This is a genomic window from Mucilaginibacter terrae (genome assembly GCF_042679325.1).
GTDB classification, from domain to species: Bacteria; Bacteroidota; Bacteroidia; order Sphingobacteriales; family Sphingobacteriaceae; genus Mucilaginibacter; species Mucilaginibacter terrae.
The window spans coordinates 43,754-58,413 of the sequence record NZ_JBHTMJ010000008.1; the positions used below are offsets into that span (position 1 = coordinate 43,754).

Below are 14,660 nucleotides of genomic sequence, written 5' to 3' on the forward strand. Positions count from 1 at the left end.
TTTTAATGGATACAGTTTTTAAAGGGGAGCACCTTATGCCGGGGCACCTGGGACAGTTTTTTGTTATACTTTCCTTTGGTTCGGCGTTGCTTTCTACCATCAGTTATTACTTTGCTACCACCCAAACCAATAAGCTCGATAAGTCGTGGTTTCGTTTAGGAAGGCTGAGCTTTTTTGTAAATACGTTTTCGGTTGTTGCTATTGGTTGCTGCCTTTTTTATATTATTTACAATCACCTGTTTGAATACCATTATGCCTGGGCACACTCATCGCGCACATTGCCGGTATATTATATTATTTCCAGTTATTGGGAGGGGCAGGAGGGTAGTTTTTGGTTATGGACTTTCTGGCAGGCCGTATTAGGCAATATACTCATCTGGAAAGCCAAATCGTGGGAACGCCCGGTAATGGTGGTCATCAGTTTATCGCAGGTATTATTAAGCTCTATGCTTATTGGAGTGAATATTCTGAGTGCTCGTTTAGGTAGTTCACCGTTTATTTTTCTGCGCGATGCTATAGAGGGACCTATTTTCCAGCAGGCTAATTATATGGATTATGTGAAGGACGGCAACGGCCTTAACCCACTATTACAAAACTACTGGATGGTAATTCACCCGCCAACCTTATTCCTGGGCTTCGCCTCTATGATCATTCCGTTTGCTTACGCGGTGGCCGGCTTGTGGCAGCGCCGTTATAAAGAATGGATAGCCGCGGCCATACCTTACGCGCTGTTTGCCGTAATGATATTGGGCACCGGTATTATCATGGGTTCGTTTTGGGCTTATGAGTCGTTAAACTTCGGTGGTTTCTGGAACTGGGACCCAGTAGAAAATGCCTCACTTATTCCCTGGCTGGTACTGATTGCCGCAGTACACGTAATGATTGTGTACAAGAACTCCGGTCATTCCTACTTTACTGCTACGCTGCTAACGCTGCTAAGCTTTGTGCTGGTGCTCTACGCATCCTTCATGACCCGTAGCGGTATCCTGGGCGAAACATCGGTGCATGCCTTCACCGATTTGGGTATGTTTTGGCACCTGGTGATAGATGTATTGGTGTTTTTAGCTATCACCATAGGCTTACTGGTATGGCGCTGGAAAGAATTGCCGATTAATAAAAAAGAAGAAGAAACCTATTCCCGTGAATTCTGGATGTTCGTAGGGTCGGCATTCCTGGCTTTATCGTGCCTTCAGTTAGTGGTGGTTACATCCTTGCCGGTTTGGAACGCCATGTTTAAAACCAATGTGGCGCCACCAACCAACCCGGTTACGCTGTATAATATTTTCCAGGCTGGTTTTGCCTTTGTGGTAACCCTGTTTTTAGGTTTTACCCAATTTTTAAAATATAAAAAAACCGATACTACCCGTTTTTTCATCACCACCGTATTATACCTGGTATTTGCTGCTTTGCTTACCGGCATTGTGGTTTATACAACCGGTTTATACAAACTCAAACTGGTATTTACGCTGGCTATGTTCGGTGCTATTTACGGTATTTTGGCTAATGCTAAAGTATTAGCCGATGCGCTTAAAGGTAAATTAAAACTGGCCGGATCGGCGGTAGCACATATAGGTTTTGCCCTGCTGTTGGTTGGCGCTTTAATTGCGGCCGGTACCAGTAAAGTAGTATCGCAAAACGATAAAGGTATTATTGAGGTTAAAGGGTTTGAAAAAGCTGCTGATGCCCGCGAGAATATCATGTTGTATAAAAATCAGCCGGTGCAAATGGGCGATTATAAGGTGACCTACATAGGCGATTCGCTGGTTGCACCTAACCATTACTTTAAGGTTGATTACAAGAAATATGATGCTGCCGGTAAAATTACCGAGCAGTTCGTATTAAAGCCTAATTCGCAGGCCAATGCTAAAATGGGGCTGGTTTCATCGCCCGATACTAAACATTACTTGTTGCATGACCTTTATACCCACATTACAGCTGCGCCTATAAAGGAAGAAGAAAACCTGGAAGCTGGATCTACCGAGGCAGGTCATGATCACGAGGGCAGCGGTGACGATAAGAACTACGAACCACCTATTTTATATGAGGTTGGCTTAGGCGATACCATCCGTTATCGTGAGGGCTACATCATCTTACGAGGCTTGAACAAGGAGCCTAAGCTGCAGAACATTCCATTAAACAAAAATGATGTGGCCGTAGGTGCCGAACTTGAAATCGTATCGCACGATATTAAATATAAGGCTGAGCCCGTGTTTATGATCAAAGATGGTAACAGTTTCGATTTTGCCCGCAAGGTTAACGATGCCGGTTTAAAACTGCGTTTCTCCAAAATAATTCCCGATAAAAACAAGTTTGAGATCACCGTATATCAGCAGCCCGAAAGTAAAAAGGCATATATTGTAATGCGTGCTATTAATTTCCCTTATATCAACTTCTTTTGGTCGGGTACCATTATTATGGTGATCGGTTTCCTAATGTCGATATTTAGACGGAATAAAGAATTGCAGATCAGTACACAACGTGTTAATGCACCCGTACTTAAAGGAAAAAACAAAAACCTGGTTTAGTGAATAAGGCGCTCCATTTACAAAACATGGCTGATAAAGGTTATACCGTTATCAGCCATATTTATGATGGGGCAGAGGTGGAAGCCATAATTGATGCTATTAATAAAGCCGATACCTCAAAAGCCACCTTTCGTAAAACGGATGACTTATTTGCCATAAGGCAGTTTTTTTAAGAATTACCTGAACTAAAGCTGCTAATATTTACGAAGAAACTAAAGCTGATTGTTACTGAATTGCTTGGTAACAAATATTTCGTAGTAAAATCTATTTACTTTGATAAACCTGAAAAGTCGAACTGGTTTGTAGCTTATCACCAGGATCTGACTGTATCGGTCGACCGGAAAATCGATCTGCCCGGTTTTGGCCCGTGGACGGTTAAACAAAATCAGTTTGCCGTGCAACCGCCAATCAATATCCTGCAAAATAATTTCACCATCCGTATTCATTTAGATGATACGAATGAAACGAACGGTGCCTTAAAGGTTATACCTGGCTCAAATGTCAAAGGTATGTATCGTGCCGAAAACATTGACTGGCGGGTAGAACAGGAAGATGTATGTGTTGTACCGCAAGGTGGTGTCATGATCATGCGGCCATTACTATTACATGCCTCAAACCGCAGCACGGGCAATAAACGCAGGAGGGTATTACATATTGAGTTTAGTAAAGCCGAATTGCCCGAGTCTTTACAATGGTCGGAAAAGGAAGCTATTGATTTGAATGTTTGATATAGTAGATCGAGTTTATCAAAGTATAAATTAATCACCAAACTAACTCGTATTTTTAAGGTTTTAATTATACATGCGTATCACACTCATCGGTTCGGGCAATGTAGCTACTCATTTAGGGGCAGCCCTTAAAAATGCAGGCCATCAAATTGTTCAGGTTTATAGTCGCGGTGCGCAAAACGCCGCTTTGCTGGCTTATCATATTAAGGCCGAACCTACTGCTGACTTGTGGCAAATTACGCCCGATACGGATTTGTTCATCATCAGCGTAAATGATGATGCCATTGATAGTATGGCAGCTGCATTAGCCGTTCATCAAAAACCTATAGTGCATACTTCGGGTGCTGCAGCATTACAGGTACTATTAAAATATACTGATCAGGCAGGAGTTTTCTATCCGTTACAAACCTTCAGCAAAAATAAGGAAATTTATTTCAGAAAGGTACCGCTGTGTATAGAAGGTGCGTATGAAGACCTAACTATCGAATTGATACAACTGGCGCAAACCATCAGCAATAAGGTAAGCATAGTTAATTCGGATCAACGCAAAATATTGCATCTTTCGGGGGTGTTTGCCTGTAACTTCCCTAATTACTTATACCATGCTGCGCAGCAGCTTTTGGCCCAACATAACCTCGATTTCAACCTACTTCGTCCGCTGATAGCCGAAACCGCCCAAAAGGTAGAACACCGAATGCCTGCCGATGTGCAAACCGGACCGGCTACACGTGGTGATGAAAAAACGATGGCTGCGCATTTGAACTTGTTGCAAAACGAGCCGGATTTAAAAGAGATTTACGTGCTGTTAAGTCAGGCTATCATCAAAATGGGGCAAAGGTAAACACAGGGTTGAGTAATTTTGTTACTTTTGCCAAAATGGACATTTTTAAAGTTAAAATAACCTTTGAGGAACCGGATCACGCTCCGGTAGAACTGGCGATAGCTGAAGGCGAATCGGTACTGGATGTTTGCCTGGAAAACGGCATTGAATTGCAGCATAACTGCGGCGGCGTTTGCGGCTGCAGTACCTGCCATGTTTACGTAAACAAAGGAATGGATAACATCCAGGAAATATCAGAAAAGGAAGAAGATTTTATAGACCGGGCTGTAAACCCGCGTATAACCTCGCGCCTGGGCTGCCAGTGTGTAATTATTGACGGCGACATTGAGGTTACCATACCCGATCAGTCGCAATTTATGGGGCACTAAAAGTTGCGGGGAGCGGGGTTACCAGTAACGAGAGCATTCGTAAAATCAAATTCCCGTTTTCATGCAATTGATAAGAACACGTAATTCGAAACACAAAACACGCAACACAACATGAGCGACAATAAATTCTCCTTACCCATTCACTGGAACGACCACGAAGACATTGCGATGGGGCTTTACGAAAAATTTGGTGATGATTTTGACGAATCAAAGATCTACCGCATCCGCTTTACCGACCTGTTAGAGTGGGTTTTATCCATTCCTGATTTTAAAGGTACACGCGAAGAAGCCAATGAAGGTCACCTGGAACAGATTCAATCGGCCTGGGTGTACGAATGGCGTGATAATCAATAGTTATTAGTAGGATTTGTTGAATAATTTTCTTAAAATTGTTTAATTTGATAAAATAATTATAAAACCTTGCTAACTAAATTTAAAGATATTACCACGTTTATTTTTGATGTGGATGGTGTATTGACAGACGGATCGGTGTTTGTTAACGATTCGGGCGAACAAACCCGGTTATTCAACATCAAAGATGGTTATGCTTTACAGCTGGCTGTTAAGTGTGGCTATAATGTTTGTGCCATATCGGGCAGTCGTTCTAAAATTGCCATGCACCGGTTAAACAGTTTGGGTATTAAAGATATATTTTTGGGTTCGGGTGTTAAAACCGAAACTTTTAAAGTATATATCAACGAACGTGGCATTAGCCCCATGAATGTATTGTACATGGGCGATGATATACCCGATCTGGAAGTAATGCGCCAGGTAGGCATGCCGGTTTGCCCTGCCGATGCTGCTGAAGAGATCAAAGAACTTTGCGAATATATATCACCCTTACCGGGTGGCCGTGGCTGCGCCCGCGATGTAATTGAAAAAACCCTGAAGATACAAGGTAAATGGATGGGTGCCGAAGCTTATAGCTGGTAGTTTTTGGTTCATAGTTGATGGTTCATTGTTCATGGGAACTGCCAATTAAGTAGTCAGTTTTTTTAACACCATGAACTATCATCTACGAACCATGAACTCAAAATTCCCCAAAATTATCCTTGCTTCCAAATCGCCGCGCAGGCAGGAACTTTTGCGACAGATGGATGTTGATTTTAGCATAGTGCTAAAAGAAGTGGATGAATCATACCCCGAACACCTATTGCCCGAGGAAGTAGCCGTTTATATTGCGGAAAAAAAAGCCAAAGCCTATGATGGCAGCCTGACCGACGAAGCTGTATTAACAGCCGATACGATTGTTTGTATTGATGGGCTGATCTTAGGCAAACCCGAAAACTCGGCTCATGCTATTGAAATGTTAAAGCGTCTATCAGGGCGAGTGCATAAGGTGGTTACGGGTGTATGCATTTTGTATAAACACGAATATAACCTGTTTCATGATGTATCAGAAGTATTCTTCCGAAAACTAACCGACGAAGAAATTACTACTTACGTAGAAAAATACCAGCCTATGGACAAAGCCGGGTCTTATGGCATCCAGGAGTGGGTAGGCATAACCGCTATTCAACGTATTGAAGGTTCTTATACCAATGTGGTAGGGTTACCAACTGAAAAGGTTTACCAGCAGTTGTTAAGGTTAAAAAGCCTGTCCTAAATCCTGCCAGGGAGGGAGGCCTTTGACAGAACTCTTATATAGCTCCCTCCCTCCCGGGGAGGGCTGGGGAGGGGCTTAACAAGTCCGCCAGCACCCCTTCCTTTAACGAATAGGATGACATAAGTACGCTGTTAATTTTAAGCTGATGTACCAGGTATTGGGTGAGTAGCGAGGCCACCACGATCATATCTACCCGTACCGGGATAATTCCTTTAGTAAAAGCCCTTTCCTCATGGTTGGAGTGGATAAGCATGTTGGTAATATCCATTAGTTCTTGTTTATCAAACTGGTATGTTTTGGTTTGCTTTAAATTAAACATATTACCCTTATTTAATTCTACCAGTTCGGCAAAAGTTTCAAACGCACCCGATGAGCCTATCATGTTTTGTATGGGCTGGTTTTGAATAGCTTTAAACAACGGGTTCAGGCTATCTTCAAGGTGGAGTTTAAGTTCCGCTACCTTATCAACCGTAATAGGATCTGTTTGATGAAATTTTTGCATTAATCGTGCGGCACCAATCTCAAAGCTGCGCTTGTATATGATCTGCTCTTGATTACCTAAAATAAATTCCACACTACCGCCGCCAATATCAATAATCAGGCTATTGGCTTGTTGCAGGCAACCCGATTCTTTTACACCTTTATAGATATATCCGGCTTCCATAGAGCCGCTGATAGTTTCAATAGTTATGCCAGTACGTTGTTTTACCTCGTTTATAAATTGTTGTCCGTTGGATGCGCTGCGCATAGCCGATGTAGCAATGGCTTTCACCTTTGTAACCTGGTGCTGATCTATAAACTGGCTAAAGTTAACCAGCGTATCCATGCCTCTTTTATAAGCGTCAGGCTTAATAGTTCCCTCATTAATGCCGCCTTCACCCAATTTTACGCCTACGTGCTCGTGCAATATTTCTTTAAAAAAGTTTTCGCTATCGGGTTCGGCAATTAATAAATGGAAGGTGTTTGTGCCAAGATCCATAACGGCAACACGAGCTACAGGCCCCCGGCCCCCTAAAAGGGGAGTAGTACTGGTTGATAACATATTGCTTAAAGGCACAAAACGGTTAAAATGTTTTAAGCCTTCTTTTTTAGGGAAGGCTTAATATAATTTGTTTTAATGCTCACCCTTTAGGGGGCTGGAGCGGTGTTTACTCTTTATAAAAAAACCATTTAACCAACTCGCTATAGCTGGCTTTTTTGCCGTACATTAATATACCCACACGGTATATACGCGAGGCTACCCAGGTAGTAAAAATAAAGCCGATTACCATCATACACATGGATATGGCCAGTTGCCAGCCCGGTGGATCGAACGGTAAACGAACCATCATAGCTACAGGCGCCGTAAACGGAACTACCGATAACCAGAACGCCAGTGAACTATCTGGGTTTTGAGCCAGAAAACTTACCGAAATCAAGTATGTAAATAGTAATGGCATGGTGATAGGAAACATAAACTGCTGTGTTTCGCTCTCACTATCAACTGCCGAACCTACCGCCGCAAATAATGCACTGTATAGTAAAAAACCGGTTAAGAAGTAGAACAGGAAACAGCTGATAATATAAGCGAACGGTACATTCTTTAAACCATCCAGCATACCTAAAATGGGGCTTTGAGGGGCGTTGAAGTATTTGTTGGCAATAAAACTAACCGCTACCGATAGTATGATCCAGGCCATAAATTGGGTTAAACTAACCAGTGCCACACCAATAATTTTGCCCAGCATTAGTTGAAAAGGCTTAACCGATGATACAATTACTTCGATAATACGATTGGTTTTTTCTTCAATTACGCCACGCATTACTTGTGCCCCGTATATAAACAACGACAAATAAATGAGTACTGCACCGGCCACGCCAACGGCATATAATGCCCCCACGTTCGATTCCTTGTCGCCACTATCCGTCACTTCTTTAGAACTGATCGATATGTCGCTGCGTATGTTACGTAGTTGCGCCGTATCTATTCCACGGGCTACCATATTATTATTGGTAGCTATCTCGTTCATTTGCCGTTCTATTTCCATAGAAAGCGTAATGTTAGGTTTCTTTTCAGAAAATACCTGTACAGATTTGGCCGATGAATACACTTTTGGGATAAATAGCAAAATATCATCTTCATGCTTTTTCAGGTCTTTTTTAGCTAAAGGTAATGGCTGGTTAAGGCTTTGGAAATGAATTTTCTTTTTATCGTGAAATTTACCTGCAAACTTTCCGCTTTCATCAATTACTTTCACTACGTGCGTGGCGTTAAGCTCGCTGCTGTTTTTATAAATGAGGTACATGACGGCGTACATGCCCAGCAGCAATGTTGGCACCAGGAAAACGGTAACTAAAAATGCCTTTTTACGTACCCGCGATAGGTACTCTCTTTGTATAATAAGTAAAACTTTGTTCATGATGGTTTAGCCGATTTGATTTACTTTCTGAATAAAAATTTCGTTAACGCTTGGAATAACCTCTTGCAGGTTACTTATACTTACCTGCGGAATAAGGTATTGCAGCACCTCGTTGGTGGTACCTCCCTCATTTAATTTAAGGCGGATGGTGTAACCCTCATCGCTGGCTGTTTCATTAAGCAGGATAAAAGGCTGCGAGCCATTAAAGTTAAGCTTGGCGCCGGTGTATTCTATTAAATAAGTATGATCACGGTATGAATTGCGAATATCTTTCACCCTGCCATCTAATATTTTATGCGATTTATGGATGAGTGCGATAGAATTACACAATTCCTCAACCGACTCCATGCGGTGGGTAGAAAACAGGATTGTAGCACCTTTGCGGTTAAGTTCCAGGATCTCGTCTTTAATTAGTTCAGCGTTAACAGGGTCGAAACCGCTGAAAGGTTCATCAAGGATGATCAGATCAGGTTCATGCAGTACAGTGGCCACAAATTGGGCTTTTTGCTGCATCCCTTTTGAGAGTTCTTCAACCTTTTTGTCCCACCAATCCTGAATCTGCAATTTTTCGAACCAGTATTTAATACGTTTGGTAGCTTCGGCATGGCTTAGCCCTTTCAGACGGGCCAGGTAAACGATCTGTTCGCCAATAGCCATCTTTTTGTACAAACCTCGTTCTTCGGGCATATAGCCAATGCGCTCAATGTGCGATTGGTTGAGCTTGGTACCGTCGAAATAGATCTCGCCCGAATCGGGGGCGGTAATTTGGTTGATGATACGAATGAGCGAAGTTTTGCCGGCACCATTTGGACCTAAGAGGCCAAATATCTGTCCGCTGCTAACTTCCAGGCTCACATCGCTCAACGCCGTATGACCGGCGTATTGCTTTACAATGTTGCGGATACTAAGCATAGGTTGGGGAGTTTAAGTGCCATAATTTAGTGTTTTATTTTTAGATAATAAAAAGACGATTTTATTACAACAGCAAGTTAATTTATATCTTTAAAACATGAACCTGAAACTGGAACTGGAGTTTAGCAAGGCAGATGCTTTTAAACAGGTTGATGCCCTGAAAAAAAAGATAGACGACATGCGCCCTTTACCTCCAGATATTGAGGGCAGGGTGATGCAAAAGCTACGTTTAGACTGGAACTATAACTCGAATGCCATTGAAGGTAATAAGCTAAGTTATGGCGAAACCACGGCACTGTTAATGCATGGCATTACCGCCAAAGGCAAACCCCTAAAAGATCATTTAGACATACAGGGACACAACCAAGCCATTGATTTTCTGTTGACTATGGTTCAGGATGAACGGCCATTAAACGAGGCAGACATTAGAGGATTGCATAAGGTGATATTGGGAGAGCCACACAAAGCACCCGCTCAAACTGCTGATGGTACACCAACAACCAAAATGATAACCGTAGGTGAGTATAAAACCTCTCCAAACCATGTACAAACGATTACAGGTACAATTCATTACTACGCATTGCCCGAAGAAACACCGGCTAAAATGCAGGAGCTAATGGATTGGTATAATGAAGCCACGAATAACCCGGAGATTCACCCTATAGTTACGGCTGCCTTATTTCATCATCGTTTTGTGGCTATTCACCCGTTTGACGATGGAAACGGTCGCATGTCGAGAATATTGATAAACTTGATATTGATGCGAAGCGGCTATCCGGTGGCGGTTATTAAATCTGATAACAAGGAAGAGTACTATGCTTTGTTGAGCAGGGCAGATGTAGGAGAGCTATGGCCTTTTGTTGAATATATTATTGAGCGGGTGGAGCGTTCATTACAGCTTTATATTAAAGTAATTGATGGAGGTGATATTGATGAGGCTGAAGATATTGATAAAGAAATCGCATTATTTAGAATGGAATTGAAGTCCAAGGTGGTTCCTAAAAAGAAGGTTACCGCAGAGGAGATTAATCACGTTTTGTTAAATAATATATTCCCATTTTTTGATAGGCTTGTAAGCAAGTTGACAGTTTTTACTGAATTTTTTGATGTTGTAACAATGTACTGTGAGCCTACGCCATCAATCTGGTCAGGACATGGATACTATAATATTATGCAACATAATGAAATAAAAATTTATGAAAATATTAGAGAGCAAATATCGTCAGGAGTTAAAATTTTATCAATATACGTTACCATCAGTTTATCTTTGTTTAAAAATCCAGATAATGTGTTTAATGTGTCGCATAACCTATCTATAGATTTTGAGGAACAAGAATATTCTATCACCGATGTCAATGACGTCGAGGTGTATAAATTTTATAATGAGAATATTTCTCTAACTGATCAAGATAAAGTACTGAAGAGTATTATAAAAGGACTTAAGGATTCAATTAATGATAATTTTAAGTGAAAATAAGGAACAACCATAATGTTTTAAGCTATTTCGATCCGTTACAGAACAAACCACAATACCCATACTATCCCACCTTCGCTTCATATTTAGACAACATATAAATTTTGATCACCAGGTATAGCATAACGCCAGATGATATCAGGTCTGTAACTGAGGTGTACTTTCCAATTTCAGCTATGGGTAGATATAATGTATGCGCCAAATAAGGCATCATCATTTTAAAGCCCACAATTATTGCTGTAGTAAAGGTAAATATGATGTACGGTGTAGATAAATGCGTGTTCCTGATCAAAAACGACTGGACAACAATGTTGACCAGGCTAATCATATTTATAGCACCCATAATAGGAAACAGCGATGTTTTATTAGGGAAAAGGGTAAAAACCAAAGTGCTTACTATACCTATGATCGTATAAAAAAAATAGGAGAATGCTCTGATCGGATCGTTGGTCAGCAACAACAAGTAAGACATTAGTACTAACTCAACGAAATATAATACTGTAGAAAAAGTGTAAAGCGGCTGAATTAAAAAGTAGTATTGATTAAAACCAAAAAAGTTTAATGCAGCAATTGCCATACTGATATTAAATAACATAATACCGCATATAAGCATAACAATGGCAGAGCTTGAAGGCAATTTCATTTAACTGATTTTTTTGGGATTGTAAAAGTATATATAATAACGCAAAAAAGCCTGAAAACATCACGCTTCCAGGCTCTAATCAATATAATCAACTTACTTATTCAAAGTATTCCTTCATCCGTTCAAAGAAACTTTTTTCGTTTTTACCCGGACTTGGTTTAAAGTTAGGAGAGCTTTGCAGTTTCTCCAGCATGTCGCGTTCTTCGCGACTCAAGGCTTTTGGTGTCCAGATATTAATGTGAACCAATTGGTCACCACGATGATATGAATTAACCTCTGGCACACCTTTACCTTTCAGGCGTAATATTTTACCGCCCTGGGTACCCGGCTCAATTTTTATTTTGGCTTTGCCATCAATGGTAGGTACTTCAATACTGGTACCTAAAGCGGCATCCACAAAGTTTACGTGCATATCGTAGATCACATTGTTACCATCGCGCTTTAAGGTTTCGTGTGGTATCTCTTCAATCAGGATGATCAGGTCGCCCGGCATGCCACCACGAGGGGCTGCGTTACCTTTTCCGCTCATGCTCAATTGCATACCTTCACTTACACCGGCTGGTATATTAATGCTAATGGTTTCTTCGCCACGCACTACACCATCGCCGTGGCAAACCGTACATTTAGCGGTAATGGTACTGCCTTCACCGTTACAGGTAGGGCAGGTGCTGGTAGTTTGCATCTGGCCCAGTATAGTATTGGTTACCCTGCGCACCGCACCCGAGCCACCGCAGGTTTTACAAGTACTGAAAGACGATTTATCTTTAGCACCGGTACCATCGCAAGTACCGCATAATACCTGTTTATTTACCTTGATCTTTTTTTCAACACCGTTAGCAATTTCTTCTAAGGTTAAACGCACTTTAATGCGCAGGTTGCTGCCGCGGGCTACCCTGCGGCCACCACCTTGCTGACGGCCGCCGCCGCCGCCAAAGAAACCTTCAAACGGACTACCGCCGCCTGCACCGCCGAAAATATCGCCAAACTGGCTGAATATATCGTCCATATTCATACCCTGACCGCCGTAACCGCCACCACCATTAGGTGAAGAAGCGTTAGCAGCATGACCAAACTGGTCGTAACGCTGACGTTTATCGGGCTTACTTAAAACCTCGTAGGCTTCAGCTGCTTCTTTAAAGCTTTCTTCAGCAGCCGCGTCACCAGGGTTTTTATCCGGGTGATACTTGATCGCCATTTTGCGGTAAGCTTTCTTGATCTCATCTTCACTCGCACCGCGCGACACACCCAGTATATCGTAATAATCTCTTTTTGCCATTTTCTTGTATTGTGTGCAAGTAATTGATTAATTTAAGTAGTTGATTGGTTAACTGGTTCTCCCGCAGTATATATCAACATTATAAAACTAATCAACAACTTACTAATCAACTAATCACCAAAATTTAAGCTCCAACAATCACTTTTGCAAAACGTACCACCTTATCGTTCAGGTAGTAACCTTTTTCCAACTCGTCAACCACTTTGCCTTTAAGGTCAGTGGTAGGTGCGGGTATGCTGGTGATAGCCTCGTGTATATCGGCATCAAAGGTGGTGCCTTTGGTTTCCATTTCTTTTAAACCTTTTTGAGTTAAAATACTTTTAAGTTTCGATTGTACCAGCGCCACACCTTCTTTAACCGCGTTAACATCGGTAGAAGTTTCCATGGCTTTAGCAGCACGTTCAAAATCATCCAGCACGGTCAGCATCGATACAATTACTTCCTTACCGGCAGTTTGCAAAAGGTCAACACGTTCTTTGGTAGTACGGCGTTTATAATTATCAAATTCGGCATAAAGGCGTAAGTATTTATCGTTAGCCAATGCCAGATCTTCTTTCAGCTTTACTTCAGCCGATACCTCGTTTACCGGTGTTTCTTCAACTTCGGCACTAACATTCAATTCGTCTGCCAAAGGGTTTTCTGCCTGCTCTTCGGGGGTAGTATTCTCCGTATTCACTTCGTTTATATCTTCTGTTGTGGGTGTGTCTTGCTTTTTATTCTTGTTAAACATGTCTTTAAAGTTCATGATTATGTTGCAAATCAAGTACCTTGCCACGACCTTAAAGCGGTCAGGCTGTCAGTATGAGGGTAAATAAACAGGTAGAGTTGGCTTTAGAGAGTTGTCAGTTGGCAGTATTCAGTTGTCAGATACTTCATGGTTCGTAGATGATGGTTCATAACAAAAACAACCTTCTACTATGAACCATGAGCCAATTGCATCTTGATTCTTGACTCTAACTTCTTGATTCTGTAGTTTTACGCTATCTGTACATCTTCCAGCACCTTTCCCGATTCGCATTTAATAATGCGCGACGGAAATGTGCGGATAATATGGTAATCGTGCGTGGCTACCACAACGGCAGTACCCGCAAGGCTGATCTGTTTCAGCAGCATCACAATTTCTTCGGAAGTGTCCTGATCCAGGTTACCGGTAGGCTCATCGGCCAAAATAATTTCAGGATCATTTAATAAGGCACGGGCAATAACCACACGCTGCTGCTCACCACCCGAAAGCTCATGAGGCATTTTCTTGATCTTGGAACGCAAACCCACTTTTTCCAGCACATCGCGAATGCGTTCGGCAATCAAGGTTTTATCTTTCCAACCGGTGGCCTTCATCACAAAAAGCAAGTTTTGCTCAACGGTACGGTCGGTCAACAATTGAAAATCCTGAAAAACGATGCCCAATTTACGACGTAAATAAGGTACATCACGACTTGGTAACTTGTTCAGATCATAACCTCCGGCATGTGCCTGGCCGGTATTAATGTTTAGGTCTCCGTATATCACTTTCAGCAAACTGCTTTTACCCGAGCCGGTTTGGCCAATTAACCAAACAAAATCACCTTTATCAATATGCAGGTTCACGTCTGATAATACCAGGTGTTTTTGTTGAAAAATGTCAACGCCTTGCAGTTTTATAATGGAGTTACCTATCATTTGTTGTTACAGTTCAAGTTTTAAAATTTGTCCGAAGGGCAGGTCTTTAATCAACCCCATAATATACTCGGTTTTGTCGGCCAGGCCAACCTTATCCAGCGATTTATCGGGCCTGTCTACCCTAAAATAAGCCAGCAGGGTAAACTGCTCGTCGCGCAGTTGTACATAGTCGGGTATTTTGGCAACGCCTTTTACTTTGATAATATACATGCCCTTCAAAAATACGTAA

Annotated in this window: 17 protein-coding genes; 9 read left to right on the top strand and 8 right to left on the bottom strand. The window is 41.8% G+C overall.

The features are described 5' to 3' along the window. The first annotated feature begins 5 nt into the window (after positions 1-5). The 8 genes from ccsA (at position 6) to ACFQ3S_RS07250 (ending at position 6,068) form a co-directional block, all read left to right on the top strand. Positions 6-2,525, top strand: a complete 2,520-nt coding sequence (ccsA, locus tag ACFQ3S_RS07215) for a cytochrome c biogenesis protein CcsA (protein ID WP_377162780.1) — start codon at positions 6-8, stop codon at positions 2,523-2,525. Between the two features lie 26 nt (positions 2,526-2,551). Next, positions 2,552-2,698, top strand: coding sequence for a hypothetical protein (locus tag ACFQ3S_RS07220; RefSeq protein WP_377162782.1), 147 nt, complete (start codon positions 2,552-2,554; stop codon positions 2,696-2,698). A 60-nt stretch (positions 2,699-2,758) separates the two neighbouring features. Further along, positions 2,759-3,253 carry a phytanoyl-CoA dioxygenase family protein gene (locus ACFQ3S_RS07225; protein ID WP_377162784.1) on the top strand — a complete coding sequence of 165 codons (495 nt, stop codon included), beginning with the start codon at positions 2,759-2,761 and terminating at the stop codon, positions 3,251-3,253. Positions 3,254-3,326: 73 nt separating this feature from the next. Next, positions 3,327-4,094: a Rossmann-like and DUF2520 domain-containing protein gene (locus tag ACFQ3S_RS07230; RefSeq protein ID WP_377162786.1), complete on the top strand. Its 768-nt coding sequence runs from the start codon at positions 3,327-3,329 to the stop codon at positions 4,092-4,094. A 35-nt stretch (positions 4,095-4,129) separates the two neighbouring features. Then, positions 4,130-4,462 carry a 2Fe-2S iron-sulfur cluster-binding protein gene (locus ACFQ3S_RS07235; protein ID WP_377162788.1) on the top strand — a complete coding sequence of 111 codons (333 nt, stop codon included), beginning with the start codon at positions 4,130-4,132 and terminating at the stop codon, positions 4,460-4,462. Between the two features lie 111 nt (positions 4,463-4,573). Further along, on the top strand, positions 4,574-4,816 hold the full coding sequence (iscX, locus tag ACFQ3S_RS07240; protein ID WP_377162790.1) for a Fe-S cluster assembly protein IscX: 243 nt from the start codon (positions 4,574-4,576) through the stop codon (positions 4,814-4,816). Positions 4,817-4,882: 66 nt separating this feature from the next. Continuing rightward, on the top strand, positions 4,883-5,395 hold the full coding sequence (locus ACFQ3S_RS07245) for a KdsC family phosphatase (protein WP_377162792.1): 513 nt from the start codon (positions 4,883-4,885) through the stop codon (positions 5,393-5,395). 70 nt (positions 5,396-5,465) lie between these two features. After that, positions 5,466-6,068: a Maf family nucleotide pyrophosphatase gene (locus tag ACFQ3S_RS07250; protein ID WP_377162794.1), complete on the top strand. Its 603-nt coding sequence runs from the start codon at positions 5,466-5,468 to the stop codon at positions 6,066-6,068. 34 nt (positions 6,069-6,102) lie between these two features. Here ACFQ3S_RS07250 and ACFQ3S_RS07255 read toward each other — a convergent pair whose 3' ends face one another. From ACFQ3S_RS07255 to ACFQ3S_RS07265, 3 genes are all read right to left on the bottom strand, one after another. Beyond that, complete coding sequence (locus tag ACFQ3S_RS07255) at positions 6,103-7,110, bottom strand: Ppx/GppA phosphatase family protein (RefSeq protein WP_377162796.1); 1,008 nt, start codon at positions 7,108-7,110, stop codon at positions 6,103-6,105. A 106-nt stretch (positions 7,111-7,216) separates the two neighbouring features. After that, positions 7,217-8,467 (bottom strand): ABC transporter permease, encoded by a 1,251-nt coding sequence (locus ACFQ3S_RS07260; RefSeq protein WP_377162798.1) that lies wholly within the window; start codon positions 8,465-8,467, stop codon positions 7,217-7,219. Between the two features lie 6 nt (positions 8,468-8,473). Then, on the bottom strand, positions 8,474-9,379 hold the full coding sequence (locus tag ACFQ3S_RS07265; protein WP_377162800.1) for an ABC transporter ATP-binding protein: 906 nt from the start codon (positions 9,377-9,379) through the stop codon (positions 8,474-8,476). 97 nt (positions 9,380-9,476) lie between these two features. Between ACFQ3S_RS07265 and ACFQ3S_RS07270 the strand changes: the two genes are divergently transcribed. After that, the gene (locus tag ACFQ3S_RS07270) at positions 9,477-10,850 is read left to right on the top strand and encodes a Fic family protein (RefSeq protein ID WP_377162802.1); all 1,374 of its coding nucleotides are present in this window, start codon (positions 9,477-9,479) and stop codon (positions 10,848-10,850) included. A 67-nt stretch (positions 10,851-10,917) separates the two neighbouring features. Here the strand turns inward: ACFQ3S_RS07270 and ACFQ3S_RS07275 are convergent, their stop codons facing one another. The 5 genes from ACFQ3S_RS07275 to ACFQ3S_RS07295 form a co-directional block, all read right to left on the bottom strand. Further along, positions 10,918-11,430, bottom strand: a complete 513-nt coding sequence (locus tag ACFQ3S_RS07275; protein WP_377162804.1) for a hypothetical protein — start codon at positions 11,428-11,430, stop codon at positions 10,918-10,920. Positions 11,431-11,593: 163 nt separating this feature from the next. Next, a complete protein-coding gene (dnaJ, locus tag ACFQ3S_RS07280) occupies positions 11,594-12,772 on the bottom strand; it encodes a molecular chaperone DnaJ (protein WP_377162806.1) in 1,179 nt (392 codons plus the stop codon). A gap of 124 nt (positions 12,773-12,896) precedes the next feature. Further along, positions 12,897-13,517, bottom strand: coding sequence for a nucleotide exchange factor GrpE (locus tag ACFQ3S_RS07285; protein WP_377162808.1), 621 nt, complete (start codon positions 13,515-13,517; stop codon positions 12,897-12,899). Positions 13,518-13,747: 230 nt separating this feature from the next. Then, on the bottom strand, positions 13,748-14,431 hold the full coding sequence (locus tag ACFQ3S_RS07290) for a cell division ATP-binding protein FtsE (protein WP_377162810.1): 684 nt from the start codon (positions 14,429-14,431) through the stop codon (positions 13,748-13,750). A gap of 6 nt (positions 14,432-14,437) precedes the next feature. Further along, positions 14,438-14,641, bottom strand: coding sequence for a fructose-6-phosphate aldolase (locus tag ACFQ3S_RS07295; RefSeq protein ID WP_377162812.1), 204 nt, complete (start codon positions 14,639-14,641; stop codon positions 14,438-14,440). Positions 14,642-14,660 lie beyond the last annotated feature (19 nt).